Below are 16,062 nucleotides of genomic sequence, written 5' to 3' on the forward strand. Positions count from 1 at the left end.
GCTTATTCAGCCTCTTCCTCTTTTTCCGCTTTATTTTCCGGCTTAGCGGATTCGTTTTTGGCGTTGCGGGTCATCCACAGCGCCAGTGCTTTTAACGAATCCGGCGTGAACTCGTCGCAACGCGCGGTAATCTCTTCCGGCGTCATCCAGCAGACTTCGCTCACTTCTTCTTCCTGCAGGGCGAAAGGCCCGTGGGAAACGCAGCTAAACAGTCCGCCCCAGACGCGGCAATGCTCGTCTTCGAAATAGAACTGCCCGTGTTCAGCAAATGGCACACCGGCAATCCCTAACTCTTCTTCCGCTTCACGACGCGCGGAATCCAGCAGCACTTCATCGGCCTGCACGACACCACCCGCTGTGGCATCCAGCATACCTGGCAGAAAATCTTTCGTGTCCGTGCGACGCTGAACCAGAATCTTGCCCATGCCGTCATGCACAACAATGTAAGTTGCACGGTGACGCAGACGCTCTGCACGCATTTGTTCGCGGCTGGCCTGCGCGATCACTTCATTTTCTTCGCTGACAATGTCAACCCATTCAGTACTTGCCAAATGATTCTGCTCCACCATCGGGAAACCTTCTCGTCTAAGCGCTCTTTCGGCGCGTTTGCAGTTGAGGTGTAACTTACGGATTAATCGCTACCTGCGCAATAACTTGCTGATCATTAAGTGCGATTACGCTCAGGGTATTTCCATCCAGCATGCCATAGCTCGCAGGATATCCGCCTTTCGGTATGCTGACCGACCCCGGGTTAACGTGATAAATTTCACCGCGTTTTTCAGCCACCGGAATATGAGTATGACCGTAAACCAGGACATCGCCAGCCGCGAGTGCCGGGAGATTATCCGGGCCGAAAAGGTGCCCGTGGGTCAGGAACAGGCGGCTATTTTCCAGCAGTACCTGTTGCCACGGAGCGGTAAGGGGAAAGTGCAGTAGCATCTGGTCGACTTCGCTGTCGCAGTTACCGCGCACGGCAATGATGCGCGAGGCAAACGGATTGAGCTTCTCTGCGACCTGCGCAGGGGCATAGCCTTCCGGCAGCGCATTGCGCGGGCCATGGTTTAACACATCCCCCAGAATCACCAGCCATTGCGCGCCGCTTTGCGCAAACAGAGAAAGCACGCGCTCGGTCGCGGGCAGCGATCCATGGATATCCGACGCAAACATCAATTTCATTCGTCTCTCTCTCGGAAAACTCACTGCCCTTATCATACCTGAAGCGTCAGGGCTTATCAGCCCGCGCGCTTAGCGGAGAGTGCCACATAGCGCTGCACAGAGGCGCGCTGCCACTGGAACTCTGCATAATCCACCAGCAGCTGAGGGACTTCATCGCCGTTGAGGATCAGGCGGTTCAGCATCAGCGCCAGGTCGGTATCGGCAATGCACCATTCACCAAACAGGTTCGGATTGCCGTGCGCGAGTAGCGACGTGGCCGTTTCAATCAGTTTTTGGGCGCTGTTCGTGCCTTCCGCGCTCAGAGCTGGCTTTTTCACCCCGGCAAACACGACATCCGTCGAGCGCTCTACACGAATCGGCACCAGGTCGCTACGTAGCCACGCCTGGATCTGCCGCGCACGGGCGCGTTTTTGCAGATCGTGAGGATAGATCCGTTCCCACTCGGGCGGCGCAAAACGATCTTCCAGATATTCATCGATCGCTGATGATTCGCTCAGCGCAAAGCCGTCAACCTCCAGCACCGGCACGCGTCGGGTGAGATCGTAACCCTGCCACTGCGGTTTGAGATGTTCCCCGCCGTCGAGATCAACGGTCTTCAGCGTAAAAGTAAGCCCTTTTTCAGCCAGCGCAACGTACACGCTCATGACATAGGGGGAAAAGAAATTCGCATCGGACCACAACGTGATTAGGGGCTGGTTCATAACATCCTCATCGGCTGATCGGTTTTTTACTCAACATATAATCTCTTTGCCCCGCTGTCACTTGATGAAAACTCACGATTTACAACAATTACCTATACTCAGTTGTCGTGGCACTACTATTCGCATGGACAGGAGTTGAGAATGATTGACCTTTATTACGCCCCTACCCCAAACGGCCATAAGATCACCCTCTTTCTCGAAGAAGCCGAACTGGATTACAGAATCATTCGCGTGGATATCAGCAAAGGTGAACAGTTCAGTCCTCTCTTTCTGGCTATCTCGCCGAACAATAAAATTCCGGCCATTATTGATAATCAGCCGGCCGACGGAGGAAGACCGTTGAGCCTGTTTGAATCCGGCGAAATTTTGCTCTATCTGGCGGAGAAAACCGGCAAACTCCTGAGCGGGGAGCTGCGTGAACGTCACCATACCTTGCAATGGCTCTTCTGGCAGGCGAGCGGACTTGGGCCCATGCTGGGACAGAATCACCATTTTACCGCTTACGCCCCGCAGCCCATCCCTTATGCGATAGAACGCTATCAGGTGGAGACGCAACGTTTGTATGGCGTGCTAAACCAGCGGCTGGAAAAAACGCCGTGGCTTGGGGGAGATCATTACAGCATTGCCGATATCGCCTGCTGGCCGTGGGTGAATACCCATGAAAAACACCGGATTGATCTCGCGTCCTACCCGGCGGTGAACAACTGGTTTGAACGTATCCGTACCCGCCCGGCCACCGAACGCGCACTGCAAAAAATCCAGCAGATTTAACCTTATAGGAGGCTGTGTGCCTGCAAGCCTCTCATGTATTATGGGCGGCAATTACTGACACGGAGAAGACCTGCAATGTCACAGCCAGACGCTATTATTCGTATAAAAAATTTACGCTTGCGTACCTTCATCGGTATCAAAGAGGAAGAGATTGCCAACCGTCAGGATATTGTCATTAATGTGGTTATTCACTATCCCGCCGACAAAGCGCGGGCCAGCGAAGACATCAATGACGCGCTGAACTATCGCACGATAACCAAAAACATCATTCAGTACGTGGAGAATAACCGCTTCTCTCTGCTGGAGAAATTAACTCAGGATGTGCTCGATATCGCACGCGATCATCACTGGGTCACTTATGCTGAAGTAGAGATCGATAAACTTCACGCCCTGCGCTACGCCGACTCCGTCTCTATGACGTTAAGCTGGCGACGCCAGGGATAAACCTGGAGGTTGTATGAAGATTTTGCTGACCGGCGGTACGGGTCTGATTGGTCGCCATCTCATTGCGCGTCTTCAGGCGCTGCATCATGACATCACTGTGGTGACGCGCAGCCCGGAAAAAGCGCGTCAGGTGCTGGGCGCAGGCGTCGACATCTGGAAAGGGCTGGCTGAGCAGCAGAATCTGGACGGTTTTGATGCCGTCATCAACCTCGCGGGTGAACCCATTGCCGATAAGCGCTGGACCGAAGAGCAGAAACAGCGGCTCTGCAGCAGCCGCTGGAACATCACCGAGAAGCTGGTTGAGCTGATTCGCAACAGCCACACGCCGCCGTCGGTGCTGATTTCGGGCTCAGCGACGGGCTATTACGGCGATCTTGGCGAAGTGGTGGTGACCGAGGAAGAGCCGCCCCACAACGAATTTACCCATAAACTCTGTGCCCAGTGGGAACGCATCGCCTGTGCGGCGCAAAGCGATCGTACCCGCGTCTGCCTGCTGCGTACCGGTGTGGTACTGGCGCCGAACGGCGGTATTTTGGGCAAAATGCTCCCGCCTTTTAAGCTGGGACTTGGTGGACCGATTGGCAACGGCCGTCAGTATCTGGCGTGGATCCATATCGACGATATGGTCAACGGCATTCTCTGGCTGCTGGATAACGACCTGCGCGGACCGTTTAATATGGTCGCGCCATATCCCGTGCGTAATGAACAGTTTGCTCACGCTCTGGGGCACGCCCTGCATCGCCCGGCGATATTGCGCGTACCTGCCACGGTGATCCGCCTGATGATGGGTGAAGCGTCCGTGCTGGTATTAGGCGGACAACGGGCGCTACCCAAACGGCTGGAAGCGGCGGGGTTCGCGTTCCGCTGGTATGACTTAGAAGAGGCGCTGGGGGATGTGGTGCGGTGAATATGTTACAGTTGTACGCCATGTTCCGATGAAATGGCGTAACAATGGCAACCATCACCACTCCCCGGCTTCATCTCACCCCTTTCGAACCCACCGACTGGGCCTTCTTCCGCTCGCTGCGTGAAAACCGCGACATCATGCGCTATATGTCCGCCATCGCGCCGGAAAAAGAGACCCGACGCGTGTTTGCCGCGCGCCTGATGGCCGAGCATGTTTTCGTGATCCGTTTTCGGGATGAGGAGACCCCGCTTGGCGATATTGGCCTACAAATTAGCCCGGCGAATCATGAAGAGGCAGATATCGGCTATACGGTTGTGCCTGCTGCGCAGGGGAAAGGTATTGCCAGCGAGGCGCTGCGCGCGGTGTGTGATTACGCCTTTAACCAGACCGGCGTGAAGGCCATTAACGCGTTTGTGCTGGCGGATAACGGCGGGTCGGTGCGCGTGCTGGAGAAAGCCGGGTTTGTGCGTACGCAGGTACTGGAAAAGGCATATGAAATTAATGGGGTGCGGTATGACGACTGGGTCTATCGGCTGGAGTGTGGTGCGGTCTGAATGCCGGGCGGCACTGCGGTTTTTGTAGGCCCGGTAAGCGAAACGCCACCGGGCGATTGGGCTGTACTGCGGTCTGATGCCCTCACCCCCGCTCCTCTCCCACAGGGCTGAGGGATCCCCAGTAATTTTTTTCCTGAAGCGATGAACGTTTCTTATGAGAAATGAATAACTTACAGCGACGCCCTGGTCCGGCTGTAAATCGCTGAGGCGTTTCCTGTAGGCCGGGGCGAGGCGCATGGATGCGCCGAGAGGGCGGGCTTTACAGGGACGTTGCCTCCGCCCGTACCCGATAAGCCGGAAGGAATAAGCCGAGGGCACCGCGAAGCGGCGATTTACCGCCGGGAGCCCGGGTCGCCAGGGTGGTGGCGACTGAGCCACCCTGGCACGTTCACCGGTCATGTCGTTACAGAGTAGCATGGTACATAAAGTGAACGGAATGACCACTATAGCCGTATGTTCCCCCTCATCCCAGCCCTCTCCCTCAAGGGAGAGGGAAAACCCCCGTTATTTCAGGGAGCCTTTCAGGAACTGCTGCAGACGCGGGCTTTGCGGATTCGCTAAGACGTCGTCCGGATGGCCCTGCTCTTCAATTTTGCCCTGATGCAGGAAGATGACGTGGTTAGAAACGTTACGGGCAAAACCCATCTCGTGCGTCACCACCACCATCGTTTTGCCCTCTTCGGCCAGCTTCTGCATGATGCGCAGCACTTCGCCAACGAGTTCAGGATCCAGCGCTGAGGTCGGTTCATCGAACAGCAGCACTTCGGGTTCCATCGCCAGCGCGCGGGCGATGGAGACACGTTGCTGCTGACCGCCGGAGAGGTGCACCGGGTATTTCATCTGCTGACGCTCGTCGATACCCACTTTCGCCAGGTATTTCACCGCGCGCTCGCGGGCTTCCTGTTTGCTCAGGCCCAGCACCTGAATCGGCGCTTCCATCACGTTCTCCAGCACCGTCATATGGCTCCAGAGGTTGAAGTGCTGGAACACCATGGTCAGACGCGTGCGCAGCAGGCGCAGCTGATTCTTATCCGCCACCTTCAGTTGGCCGTCTTTATCGCGTATCAGATTAATATTCTGCCCGCTCACCACAATCGAGCCTTCACTCGGTTTTTCGAGGAAGTTAATGCAGCGCAGGAAGGTACTTTTACCCGAGCCGGATGAGCCGATGATACTGATTACGTCGCCTGCATTCGCCTGCAGCGACACCCCTTTCAGCACTTCATGTTCGCCGTAGCGTTTGTGCAAATCAATAACGTTTAATTTGTTCTCAGCCATCATCTTTCTCAGTGCGTCGAAGAAGGTTTTATATGCTGCAACCAGCGTTTTTCAGCCTTGCGGAACAGGCTAATCAAGACATAAGAGATAATTAAATAGAGCACCGCCGCAATGCCAAACGCGGTAAACGGCTGATAGGTCGCGGAGTTAATATCGCGCGCGATTTTGAGCAGATCCGGCACCGTCGCGGTAAAGGCAAGCGCAGTGGAGTGCAGCATAAGAATCACTTCGTTGCTGTACGCAGGCAACGCAATACGCAGCGCCGATGGCAGAATAATGCAGCGATAAAGTTTTACCGACGAAAAACCATACGCCCGCGCCGCTTCAATCTCACCATAAGGCACGGAACGAATAGCCCCGGCGAAGATCTCGGTGGTATAGGCACAGGTGTTGAGCGTCAACGCCAGCACCGTACAGTTCAGGCCGCTACGGAAGAACGCATTCAGCATTTCCGTGCCTTTTACGATTTCCAGCGTGTACATGCCTGAATAGAAGACCAGCAGCTGCACGTACAGCGGCGTACCGCGAAAGACGTAGGTAAACAGCCAGATGGGGAACTGAATAAATTTATTGTTCGACACGCGGCCAATGGCGAGAAACACCGCCAGAATGCCGCCCATCACCACGGACGAAATCAGCAGCCACAGCGTGATCGCCACGCCGGTAAAGCGATAGCCATCCGTCCACAACAGGGATTTCCAGTATTCCTGAATAATCTCAATCACAGGTCAGCCCTCTTCACACCCACGGAGTAGCGACGCTCAAGCAGAAGCAGCACACCATTGGAGACGGTCGTAAAGACCAGATAGATCACGCCACAGACCACCGCAAAGTAGAAGGGCTCCCAGGTGCTTTTACCCGCCAGCTGAGTGGCTTTGACCACATCTTCCAGACCGAGCAAAGAGACCAGCGCCGTCGCTTTGAGGATAACCTGCCAGTTGTTACCAATGCCCGGCAGCGCATAGCGCATCATGGCCGGGAACATGATCCGGCGAAACGTTTGTGAAGAGGTAAAACCAAATGCGGTTGCCGCCTCAATGTGACCTTTCGGCACGGCCATATAAGCACCGCGGAAGGTTTCGGTGAAGTAGGCACCGTAGATAAAACCGAGGGTAATAATACCGGCCACCATCGGGTCGATATCAATTTGTCCCAGTCCCATCGCATCCGTTACGCTGTTTAACGCAATCTGCAGACCATAAAAGATGAGCAGCATCAGCACCAGATCGGGTACGCCGCGAATGAGCGTGGTATAGCCTTCAAAAATGAGCGCCAGCGGTTTGTTAGCCGAAAGCTTCGCCCCTGCGCCCGCCAGACCTATCAGCACCGCCAGCACCACGGAGCTGATAGCCAGCTCAAGGGTGACAAGCGCGCCCTGTAAAATGACGCCAGAAAATCCGTACAGCATACCGCGAGCCCTGTCGTATCGTGAGTGGTGAAACCGTGTCTTTTCCCCTCCCGCATCGGGAGGGGCCGCACGTTATTTGACGGAGCGATTAGCCGCCGTACACATTGAAATCAAAGTACTTTTTCGCCAGCTTGTCATAGGTACCGTCAGCGCGCATTTCCGCAAACGCTTTGTTCAGCGCTTCGCGCAGTTCGTTGTCTTCTTTGCGCAGGCCCATACCGGTACCCACACCGAACAACTTCACATCCTTAATGGACGGACCGCCGAACTTGTAATCTTTGCCCACCGGCGTTTTCAGGAAGCCTTCGCTTGCCGCGACTTCATCCTGAAATGCCGCATCAATACGGCCGGCCGTCAGGTCTGCGTAAATATTTTCCTGGCCCTGATAGGAGACAATTTCGATCCCCTTCGGCGCCCAGTGTTCGTTACCGTAGGTTTCCTGGGTGGTGCCCTGCAGCACGCCCACGCGTTTGCCCTTCAGCGACTCAAGCGTTGGCTGAATATCAGAAGACTTCGCCACCACCAGACGTGAATCGGCCGCGTAGAGTTTGTCGGAGAAGGCAATCTCCTGCTGGCGTTTTTCAGTGATGGAGAGCGAGGACATAATTACGTCGATTTTTTTTGCTTTCAGGGATGGGATCAGCGCGTCCAGCGGGTTCTCAACGTAGGTACATTGCGCTTTGATGCGTTTGCACAGCTCATTGGCCAGATCGATGTCAAAACCCACCAGCTCACCCTTTGAATTCTTCGATTCAAACGGCGCATAGGTTGGATCGGTACCAATACGGATTTTCTGCGGAATGGCTGCGAATGCCGCGGTGGCGCTGGAAAAGGCCAGCACCAGAGATAGTGACAACACGAGTTTTTTCATATTTGTCCTCAACAAACTGTCTTCATACGGGATTTTTACGACGAGGGGGTGGTGCTAATGTGCCATTAATCCCCACCTACAGGCAAAGATTAATGCCTTCATGCCGGGATATTTTGCATTATAAATGCGTAAGTATGCACAAAGCGATCCAATATAGTGCATTTAACGCACCATACTGGATCACCCCTTCGCCTGATGCCTCTTTTCAGTGCATCACCGTCAGGTCTCAGTCACCGTAGACGTTGAAGTCGAAGTATTTCTTCGCCAGTTTGTCGTAAGTACCGTCTTTACGCAGCTCTGTAAACGCTTTGTCAAAGGCGGCTTTCAGCTCGGTATCATCCTTACGCAGGCCAATACCGGTGCCGTCACCAAAGTATTTTTTGTCTTTCACGGACGGGCCTGCAAAAGCGTAGTCTTTCCCGGCTGGCTGCTTCAGGAAGCCTTCGCTCGCGGCGACTTCATCCTGGAATGCGGCATCCAGACGGCCCGCCGACAGGTCAGAGTAAATCAGATCCTGATTCTGATAGGCAACCACGTCGACACCCTTCTCGCGCCAGTTGGCATTGGCATAACCTTCCTGCGTTGACCCCTGGAGCACGCCAACATGCTTGCCTTTCAGGGAGTCGATGGTCGGCTGGATCGGGGAGCCTTTAGCGGCAATCAGACGTGAATCAGCGGCGTAGAGCTTGTCAGAGAAGGCAATCTCCTGCTGACGCTTTTCGGTGATAGAGAGAGAAGAGATAATGGCATCGATTTTCTTGGCTTTAAGCGACGGAATTAATGCGTCAAAGTCGCTGCCCACCCATGTGCATTTCACCTGCATGCGTTTGCACATTTCATTTCCCAGATCGATATCAAACCCCACGAAATCGCCTTTCGCATCCTTGGAAGAGAATGGCGCGTAGGTTGCGTCTGTACCGATACGAACCGTCTGTGGAAGCGCTGCATAGCTACCTGCCGCCGCACTTAACCCCACCAGCAAAGACAGAGCCAGAACCGTCTTCTTCATACATTTACCCTCAAGTACCGTGATTTTATTATGTATTGTGTTGTGTGTTGTGTTGCAGGCTTCTCTTGCAGGTCTTATGCCACATTGCCGTCTGGTCAAAACTTCGACGTTAAATATGTTAATAAAACGTTGCGATATTGCCTTAATGGTGAAAGATAGCAGGTCTGCCGAACGAACCGGAGAGAGAAAAAGGGAAAAAACGAATTAAATGTCGAGGATATGATCGCCGTTGCATAATTGCCCTGAAACAGGGCAACGTCTCTTTTCATGCACAGCATGTGTGCACAGAATCAGGCTCCCTGCCAGCGGGTGAAGAGATCTTCCGGCAGGTCGATATCAAACTGATCCAGCACGCGGTTGACGGTCTGGTTGATCACATCATCCAGCGACTGCGGGCGATGATAAAACGCCGGTACCGGCGGCATGATCACGGCGCCCAGCTCGGCGGCCTGGGTCATCAGGCGCAAATGCCCCAGATGTAGCGGCGTTTCCCGCACGCAAAGCACCAGCGGGCGACGTTCCTTCAGCACGACATCCGCCGCGCGCGTTACCAGCGTGTCGGTATAGCTGTTCACAATGCCGGAGAGCGTTTTAATTGAACAGGGCAGGATCACCATGCCAGCGGTTTTAAACGAGCCTGAGGAGATGCTGGCGGCGATATCGCGCGCGTCGTGAACGACGTCGGCCAGTGCCTGAACATCACGCAGGGAGAGATCGGTTTCAAGGGAGAGGGTTTGTCGCGCCGCCTGGCTCATCACCAGATGGGTTTCGACTTCCGCTACGTCGCGCAAAACCTGCAGCAGACGTACGCCGTAAATGGCGCCACTGGCACCGCTGAGCCCAACAATGAGTCGTTTCATGATTTTCGCCCTTACTGATTTCAGGGCAGACTGTGCAGGATTTCGCGGGGAGTTGCAAGTGAGGGCGAACGCCCTCACCTGCAGAGAGATCAACCTTCGTTGTGCATCTCTAAACTTTCGAGATCGTTTTGCAGCTGAACGGCTTTCGCATCGTCGTTGCGCAGCGAATCAAGATAGTCAAGGTACTGCTGGTCGACGTCTTTCGTCACATAGACGCCGTTAAACACGGAGCATTCGAACTGCTGAATCTCCGGGTTCTCGGCGCGCACCGCGTCGATAAGATCGTTCAGATCCTGGAAAATCAGGCCATCGGCGCCGATAATCTGACGAATTTCGTCCACTTCGCGACCGTGCGCAATCAGCTCATTGGCGGTTGGCATATCGATGCCGTACACGTTCGGGAAGCGAATTTCCGGTGCGGCAGACGCCAGATACACTTTCTTCGCCCCCGCTTCGCGCGCCATCTCGATAATCTGCTCAGAGGTGGTACCACGCACGATGGAGTCATCCACCAGCAGAACGTTCTTATCACGGAATTCGGCGCGGTTGGCGTTCAGTTTACGACGTACAGATTTACGGCGCAGGTGCTGGCCCGGCATGATGAAGGTGCGGCCAACGTAGCGGTTCTTCACGAAGCCCTGACGGTAAGGTTTATCCAGAATACGGGCAATTTCCAGAGCGATATCGCAGGAGGTTTCCGGGATAGGAATAACCACGTCGATGTCGAGATCGTCCCATTCGCGAGCAATCTTCTCGCCGAGCTTCGTGCCCATATTTACGCGCGCGCTGTAGACGGAAATCTTGTCGATGAAGGAGTCCGGGCGGGCGAAATAGACGTATTCAAACAGGCACGGGTTGCTGACCGGGTTGTCGGCACACTGACGGGTAAACAGCTGGCCCTTCTCGGTGATATACACCGCTTCGCCCGGCGCAACGTCACGCAGGAATTCGAAGCCCAGGGTATCCAGCGCCACGCTCTCAGAGGCAACCATATATTCGGTACGGCCATCGCCAAGGTCGCGCTTGCCCAGCACCAGCGGACGAATGCCGTTTGGATCGCGGAAGGCAACCATACCGTGACCGATAATCATCGCCACGCAGGCGTATGCACCGCGGATCTGGCGGTTGGTCGCAGCAATGGCAGCAAAGATATTGTCTGCTTCCAGCGGGTAGTGACGGAAGTTATCCAACTCGCTGGCGAACACGTTGAGCAGGATTTCAGAATCAGAGGTGGTGTTAATGTGGCGACGTTTCTCTTCGAACAGCTTTTTACGCAGCTCATGGGCGTTGGTCAGGTTGCCGTTATGGGCAAGGGTGATGCCATACGGTGAGTTGACGTAGAAAGGCTGTGCCTCAGAGGCGCTGGAACTGCCAGCAGTAGGATAACGAACGTGACCGATCCCCATATTACCTTGCAGACGCTGCATATGGCGGGCTTCAAACACATCGTTTACCAGGCCATTCGCCTTACGTAAACGGAAGCAGTTGTTTGCATCAATGGTGATGATACCCGCAGCATCCTGCCCACGGTGCTGAAGCACCGTTAACGCGTCATAAATCGACTGGTTTACCGGCATGAAACCGGCGATACCGACAATACCGCACATTCGTCTTTTCCTCGTTAAGCCACATCTCAGGGTTTATGCCCTGGGCAAAAAACTCGACGAGCTTTGCAGATAGTCAAAGAACCATCTGATGATGAAGCTGAACTCAGGAATGAGCTGCGATTTCTGCCAGTCTTCACTTTTGGAGAACCCGGTGAAGGTATCCAGGAAGAACAGGATGGCGGCCACAATCAGCACACCTCGCAACGCCCCGAAACAGATCCCGAGTACCCTGTCCGTTCCTGACAGACCGGTTTTCTCGACCAGCTGACCTATCACGTAATTGACGATAGCACCAACAATCAGCGTCGCGATAAACAGCACCGCGATGGCGATTCCATTTCGGACCAGTTCATCTTCAAAGCCCGTGAACCAGACAGACAGGTAAGTGTAGTAATGACTGGCAACAAAGAAAGCACAACCCCAAGTCACCAGCGATAACGCTTCACGAACAAAGCCACGGATCAGGCTAACCAGACAGGAAAAACCAATCACCGCAATGATGGCGTAATCAATCCAGACCATATGTGTCCCACGATTTAACGCCCTGTCATCCAGTTCGGGGCGAATTCTAACAGAAAAAGAAAACGTTTGCGTAGGGATTTCCTTCCCGCGCGTAAATAAAAAAGGCGCTGAAAAAATAATCAACGCCACGGTCCTTTTGACATCTCTGTGGACGTCTTCTCCCCCTCACCCCGGCCCTCTCCCTTGAGGGGCGAGGGTTAGGGTGAGGGGGAGATCTTATCAGTTCGCGCTATAGTTCATCACCACACCGCTCAGACCGGAGATCTGCTTCAGCTCACCCAGCGAGCCTTTCAGCTTATCTTTAGACGCTTCCGGCCCCACAAGGATACGGGTAATTTTACCCTGCACCGGCGTGGAAGGTGAAGTGTAAACACGATAGCCCGCGCTGCGCAGTTTACCCACGACCTCGTTAACTTTATCGGCGTTTTTCAACGCGCCCAGTTGCACAACATAGGCTTTGCCGGTCGGGGCTGCGTCTTGCTTCGCTGGCGGAGGGGTTTCTGACGCTGCAGCCAGTTGCTCTGCCGCTTTATCACGCGGTGGCTTCGGCTGCGGTTTCTCTACCGGCTTCGGTTTTTCAACAGGCTTAGGCTTCTCTACCGGTATCGGATCAATCTCGATGTTGTTATTCGCCGCCAGACGCGACGGGTCGAGCGACGGCGCAGCGGCATCGCCCGCGCGAACTTCTTCAGCCGCCCCTTCCGGCGGCTGGGCAGGCAGCGCCTGTGTCGCCGCAGGCAGCATATCCGGTTCATCACGGTCGCCCGGTTTCGGCACCAGCGGAATGGCTGCAAACTCGTCCTGATAATGCTTTTTCTGCCCGTCGAGCAGCCCGGGAAGAATAATCACCCCGAGCGCGACCAGCACAATGGTTCCTGTTAAACGGTTCTGAAACTTACTCGCCACCGGTTCTCCCCGCGTCCATCACTTCCATGACATGTGCCACCGTGTGGAAAGAGCCACACACCAGCACGGTATCTTCTGGTTTAGCATCCGCCATCGCGGCATGCCAGGCCTGAGCCACGCTACTATAGATTGCGCCTTTGCCGAGATGTTCCATCAACTGCTCGGCCGTCGCACCACGCGGCCCCTCAAGAGGAGCACAATACCAGCTATCGACCACACTCTCCATGCAGGCCAGCGTGCCACCGATATCTTTATCATGAAGCATACCGATAACCGCCAGCACGCGCCCGGTTTTTGGTAACGATTTGAGACGTCCTGCGAGGTACGCCGCTGCGTGTGGGTTGTGCGCCACGTCCAGGATCAGGCGCGGTGACTCACTCACTATCTGAAAACGTCCCGGCAGCAGCGCATTCTGAATGCCGTCGCGGATAGCCTGATCGCTGACCGCTAATCCGCTGGCGCGCAATGCCGCCAGCGCGGTTGCCGCGTTAGGCTGTGGCACCTGCGGCAGCGGCAGGTTGTCCAGCATTCCCTGCGCATCGCTAAAACGCCAGCCGTTATCCTGAACCTCATATTGCCAGTCAACGCCACGGCGCAGCAACAGAGCGCCCTTCTCCTGGGCCACGTCAGCAATAGTGTGCGGCATATCCGGCTCACCGACCACGGCGGGTTTATTCGCCCGGAAAATTCCGGCCTTCTCGCGACCAATGCTTTCACGATCCGGCCCCAGCCAGTCGATATGGTCCAGCGCGATACTGGTGACCACCGCCACGTCCGCATCCACCATATTGGTGGCATCAAGCCGCCCGCCAAGACCCACTTCCAGAATCACCACATCCAGCTGCGCCTGTTTGAACAGCCACAATGCCGAAAGCGTGCCGTACTCGAAATAGGTTAACGAGATATCGCCTCGCGCGGCTTCGATTTCCGCGAACGACGCCGTATGCGCCGATTCCGGCAGCTCGCTGTTCTGCACGCGAACCCGCTCAGTGTAACGTACCAGGTGTGGTGAGCTGTAAACGCCTACCTTGTAACCCGCCGCCATCAGGACGGATTCCAGCGTACGGCAGGTAGTACCTTTACCGTTGGTGCCTGCGACGGTGAAAACGAAAGGCGCAGGTTTCAGCACGCCCAGACGCGCGGCAACCTGGCTTACGCGCTCAAGCCCCATATCAATGGTTTTACTGTGCAGGTTTTCCAGATAAGAAAGCCACGCGGCCAGGGGCGACGTGGCTTGAGGAATGCTTTTATTTTCCATGATGCCCGGTTGTCATTAGCAGGTTATAAAGCAAAAGGGCAGCGCCATCTGGCCCTGCCCTTTTCAGTTATCAGGCCTCGGGTTCCTGATCCGGTACCACCACGCCTTCGCGCGGCTCATCCGGGTTTGGCGCGGGCAAATTCATCAGCTTCGCCAGAACGCTTGCCAGTTTCAGGCGCATTTCCGGGCGGCGGACAATCATATCGATGGCGCCTTTCTCAATGAGGAACTCACTGCGCTGGAAGCCCGGCGGCAGTTTTTCACGAACGGTTTGCTCAATGACGCGAGGACCAGCGAAACCGATCAGTGCTTTTGGCTCAGCAATGTTCAGATCGCCCAGCATCGCGAAGCTTGCAGAGACGCCACCCATGGTTGGGTCGGTCAGCACGGAAATGTAAGGCAGACCGCGTTCCTGCATTTTCGCCAGCGCCGCAGAGGTTTTCGCCATCTGCATCAGAGACATCAGCGCTTCCTGCATACGTGCTCCGCCAGAGGCAGAGAAGCAGATCAGCGGGCAGTTATCTTCCAGCGCTTGCTCAACGGCACGCACAAAACGTGCGCCAACGACAGAGCCCATTGAGCCCCCCATAAAGGAGAACTCAAACGCCGCGGCGACAACCGGCATTTCATGCAGGGTGCCTTTCATGACGATCAGCGCGTCTTTCTCGCCAGTCTCTTTCTGTGCAGAGGCCAAACGATCTTTGTATTTTTTGGAATCGCGGAACTTCAGCACATCTTTTGGCTCAAGCTCGCTGCCCAGTTCTACCAGTGAACCTTCGTCCAGCAGGCTATGCAGGCGGTTACGCGCCGACATACGCATATGGTGGTCACACTTCGGACACACTTCAAGATTGCGTTCCAGCTCTGCACGGTACAGAACCTGACCGCAGCTATCACACTTAGTCCATACCCCTTCAGGAATGCTCGCTTTGCGCGTTGGGGTAATGTTGCTTTTAATTCGTTCAATCCAGCTCATTGATAACCTTTCTGCCTGAACCTGGTCGTATGCCAGTTTTGCTATAAGAGGCGAATAATGCCATTTTTGCCTCCAACAGACCATGAATGTTGCACATTAAAACATAACAGCCCGAAACTTTGGATAAAAAAGTGGTCGAACCGCCAGCGTGCATTTACTTCGCTTGCTTTGCCGCCGCGCGTTTGTGACGAATAATCTCGATAACGCCAGGCAGTACGGAAAGCACAATAATCGCTACAATCAGTAACTTAAGGTTTTCCTGAACCACCGGCAAGTCGCCAAACAGGTAGCCTGCATAGGTAAACAACAGCACCCACAGCAGCGCGCCCACGACGTTATACATCGCAAAATGACGATAGGACATATGCCCCATTCCCGCCACAAACGGTGCAAATGTGCGCACAATAGGCACAAAACGCGCAAGGATAATGGTTTTTCCGCCATGACGTTCATAAAACGCATGGGTTTTATCTAAATAGCTGCGACGGAAAATTTTAGAATCAGGATTGCTGAACAAGCGCTCACCGAACACCCGGCCAATGGTATAGTTGACGGCATCCCCGATAATTGCGGCAATCACCATCAACACCACCATCAGATGCACGTTCAAATCATTGGTCGGTAGGGCCGATAACGCACCCGCAACAAACAGCAGGGAGTCCCCCGGCAGGAAGGGGGTAACGACCAGACCGGTTTCACAGAACAGAATGAGGAACAGGATGGCATAAACCCAGACGCCATACTGCGCGACCAGTTCCGCCAGGTGAACATCAATATGCAGAATGAAATCAATCAGAAAACGTATTACGTCCAT

The 16,062-nt window shown here is 54.7% G+C and carries 19 protein-coding genes; 4 read left to right on the plus strand and 15 right to left on the minus strand.

Annotation, left to right across the window (positions count from 1 at the left end):
• Window positions 1–2: 2 nt before the first annotated feature.
• From yfcD to yfcF, 3 genes are read right to left on the minus strand one after another with little or no spacing between them, the layout of a single operon-like run.
• Window positions 3–569, minus strand: a complete 567-nt coding sequence (gene yfcD / locus AAER43_RS15985; RefSeq protein WP_006811396.1) for an NUDIX hydrolase YfcD — start codon at window positions 567–569, stop codon at window positions 3–5.
• 55 nt (window positions 570–624) lie between these two features.
• A complete protein-coding gene (yfcE, locus tag AAER43_RS15990; RefSeq protein WP_014884651.1) occupies window positions 625–1,176 on the minus strand; it encodes a phosphodiesterase in 552 nt (183 codons plus the stop codon).
• A 56-nt stretch (window positions 1,177–1,232) separates the two neighbouring features.
• A complete protein-coding gene (gene yfcF / locus AAER43_RS15995) occupies window positions 1,233–1,877 on the minus strand; it encodes a glutathione transferase (RefSeq protein ID WP_057057712.1) in 645 nt (214 codons plus the stop codon).
• A gap of 141 nt (window positions 1,878–2,018) precedes the next feature.
• On the opposite strand from yfcF, the gene yfcG reads away from it, so the two are divergent.
• From yfcG to AAER43_RS16015, 4 genes are all read left to right on the plus strand, one after another.
• Complete coding sequence (gene yfcG / locus AAER43_RS16000; protein WP_014884653.1) at window positions 2,019–2,648, plus strand: GSH-dependent disulfide bond oxidoreductase; 630 nt, start codon at window positions 2,019–2,021, stop codon at window positions 2,646–2,648.
• A 75-nt stretch (window positions 2,649–2,723) separates the two neighbouring features.
• Window positions 2,724–3,092 (plus strand): dihydroneopterin triphosphate 2'-epimerase, encoded by a 369-nt coding sequence (folX, locus tag AAER43_RS16005; protein ID WP_023330977.1) that lies wholly within the window; start codon window positions 2,724–2,726, stop codon window positions 3,090–3,092.
• 13 nt (window positions 3,093–3,105) lie between these two features.
• Window positions 3,106–3,999, plus strand: a complete 894-nt coding sequence (locus AAER43_RS16010) for a TIGR01777 family oxidoreductase (RefSeq protein WP_023330978.1) — start codon at window positions 3,106–3,108, stop codon at window positions 3,997–3,999.
• A gap of 44 nt (window positions 4,000–4,043) precedes the next feature.
• The gene (locus AAER43_RS16015) at window positions 4,044–4,553 is read left to right on the plus strand and encodes a GNAT family N-acetyltransferase (RefSeq protein ID WP_023330979.1); all 510 of its coding nucleotides are present in this window, start codon (window positions 4,044–4,046) and stop codon (window positions 4,551–4,553) included.
• Window positions 4,554–5,057: 504 nt separating this feature from the next.
• Here AAER43_RS16015 and hisP read toward each other — a convergent pair.
• The 12 genes from hisP to AAER43_RS16075 all read right to left on the minus strand — a co-directional run bounded on the left by hisP (window position 5,058) and on the right by AAER43_RS16075 (window position 16,062).
• Window positions 5,058–5,831: a histidine ABC transporter ATP-binding protein HisP gene (hisP, locus tag AAER43_RS16020; RefSeq protein WP_014884660.1), complete on the minus strand. Its 774-nt coding sequence runs from the start codon at window positions 5,829–5,831 to the stop codon at window positions 5,058–5,060.
• Between the two features lie 8 nt (window positions 5,832–5,839).
• Window positions 5,840–6,556, minus strand: coding sequence for an ABC transporter permease (locus AAER43_RS16025; protein WP_008502590.1), 717 nt, complete (start codon window positions 6,554–6,556; stop codon window positions 5,840–5,842).
• Window positions 6,553–7,239: a histidine ABC transporter permease HisQ gene (locus AAER43_RS16030; protein WP_014884661.1), complete on the minus strand. Its 687-nt coding sequence runs from the start codon at window positions 7,237–7,239 to the stop codon at window positions 6,553–6,555. The genes AAER43_RS16025 and AAER43_RS16030 overlap by 4 nt, the downstream gene beginning before the upstream one ends.
• Before the next feature lie 88 nt (window positions 7,240–7,327).
• The gene (hisJ, locus tag AAER43_RS16035; RefSeq protein WP_050862930.1) at window positions 7,328–8,110 is read right to left on the minus strand and encodes a histidine ABC transporter substrate-binding protein HisJ; all 783 of its coding nucleotides are present in this window, start codon (window positions 8,108–8,110) and stop codon (window positions 7,328–7,330) included.
• Window positions 8,111–8,336: 226 nt separating this feature from the next.
• Window positions 8,337–9,119, minus strand: coding sequence for a lysine/arginine/ornithine ABC transporter substrate-binding protein ArgT (gene argT / locus AAER43_RS16040; protein ID WP_014884662.1), 783 nt, complete (start codon window positions 9,117–9,119; stop codon window positions 8,337–8,339).
• Between the two features lie 290 nt (window positions 9,120–9,409).
• A complete protein-coding gene (locus AAER43_RS16045) occupies window positions 9,410–9,979 on the minus strand; it encodes a UbiX family flavin prenyltransferase (RefSeq protein ID WP_014884663.1) in 570 nt (189 codons plus the stop codon).
• 89 nt (window positions 9,980–10,068) lie between these two features.
• Window positions 10,069–11,586: an amidophosphoribosyltransferase gene (gene purF, locus AAER43_RS16050; RefSeq protein ID WP_014884664.1), complete on the minus strand. Its 1,518-nt coding sequence runs from the start codon at window positions 11,584–11,586 to the stop codon at window positions 10,069–10,071.
• A 33-nt stretch (window positions 11,587–11,619) separates the two neighbouring features.
• On the minus strand, window positions 11,620–12,108 hold the full coding sequence (cvpA, locus tag AAER43_RS16055) for a colicin V production protein (RefSeq protein WP_000262116.1): 489 nt from the start codon (window positions 12,106–12,108) through the stop codon (window positions 11,620–11,622).
• Window positions 12,109–12,327: 219 nt separating this feature from the next.
• Entirely contained in the window at window positions 12,328–13,014 is a 687-nt protein-coding gene (gene dedD / locus AAER43_RS16060) for a cell division protein DedD (protein WP_050862931.1), read from the minus strand.
• On the minus strand, window positions 13,004–14,272 hold the full coding sequence (gene folC, locus AAER43_RS16065; protein WP_014884666.1) for a bifunctional tetrahydrofolate synthase/dihydrofolate synthase: 1,269 nt from the start codon (window positions 14,270–14,272) through the stop codon (window positions 13,004–13,006). Before folC ends, dedD begins: the two co-directional genes overlap by 11 nt.
• 70 nt (window positions 14,273–14,342) lie before the next feature.
• Entirely contained in the window at window positions 14,343–15,248 is a 906-nt protein-coding gene (accD, locus tag AAER43_RS16070; RefSeq protein ID WP_014884667.1) for an acetyl-CoA carboxylase, carboxyltransferase subunit beta, read from the minus strand.
• Between the two features lie 154 nt (window positions 15,249–15,402).
• Window positions 15,403–16,062, minus strand: a complete 660-nt coding sequence (locus AAER43_RS16075) for a DedA family protein (RefSeq protein ID WP_014884668.1) — start codon at window positions 16,060–16,062, stop codon at window positions 15,403–15,405.

Origin of the sequence: Enterobacter sp. FUJ80071, from assembly GCF_038739915.1 — a bacterium.
Taxonomy (GTDB): Bacteria; Pseudomonadota; Gammaproteobacteria; order Enterobacterales; family Enterobacteriaceae; genus Enterobacter; species Enterobacter kobei.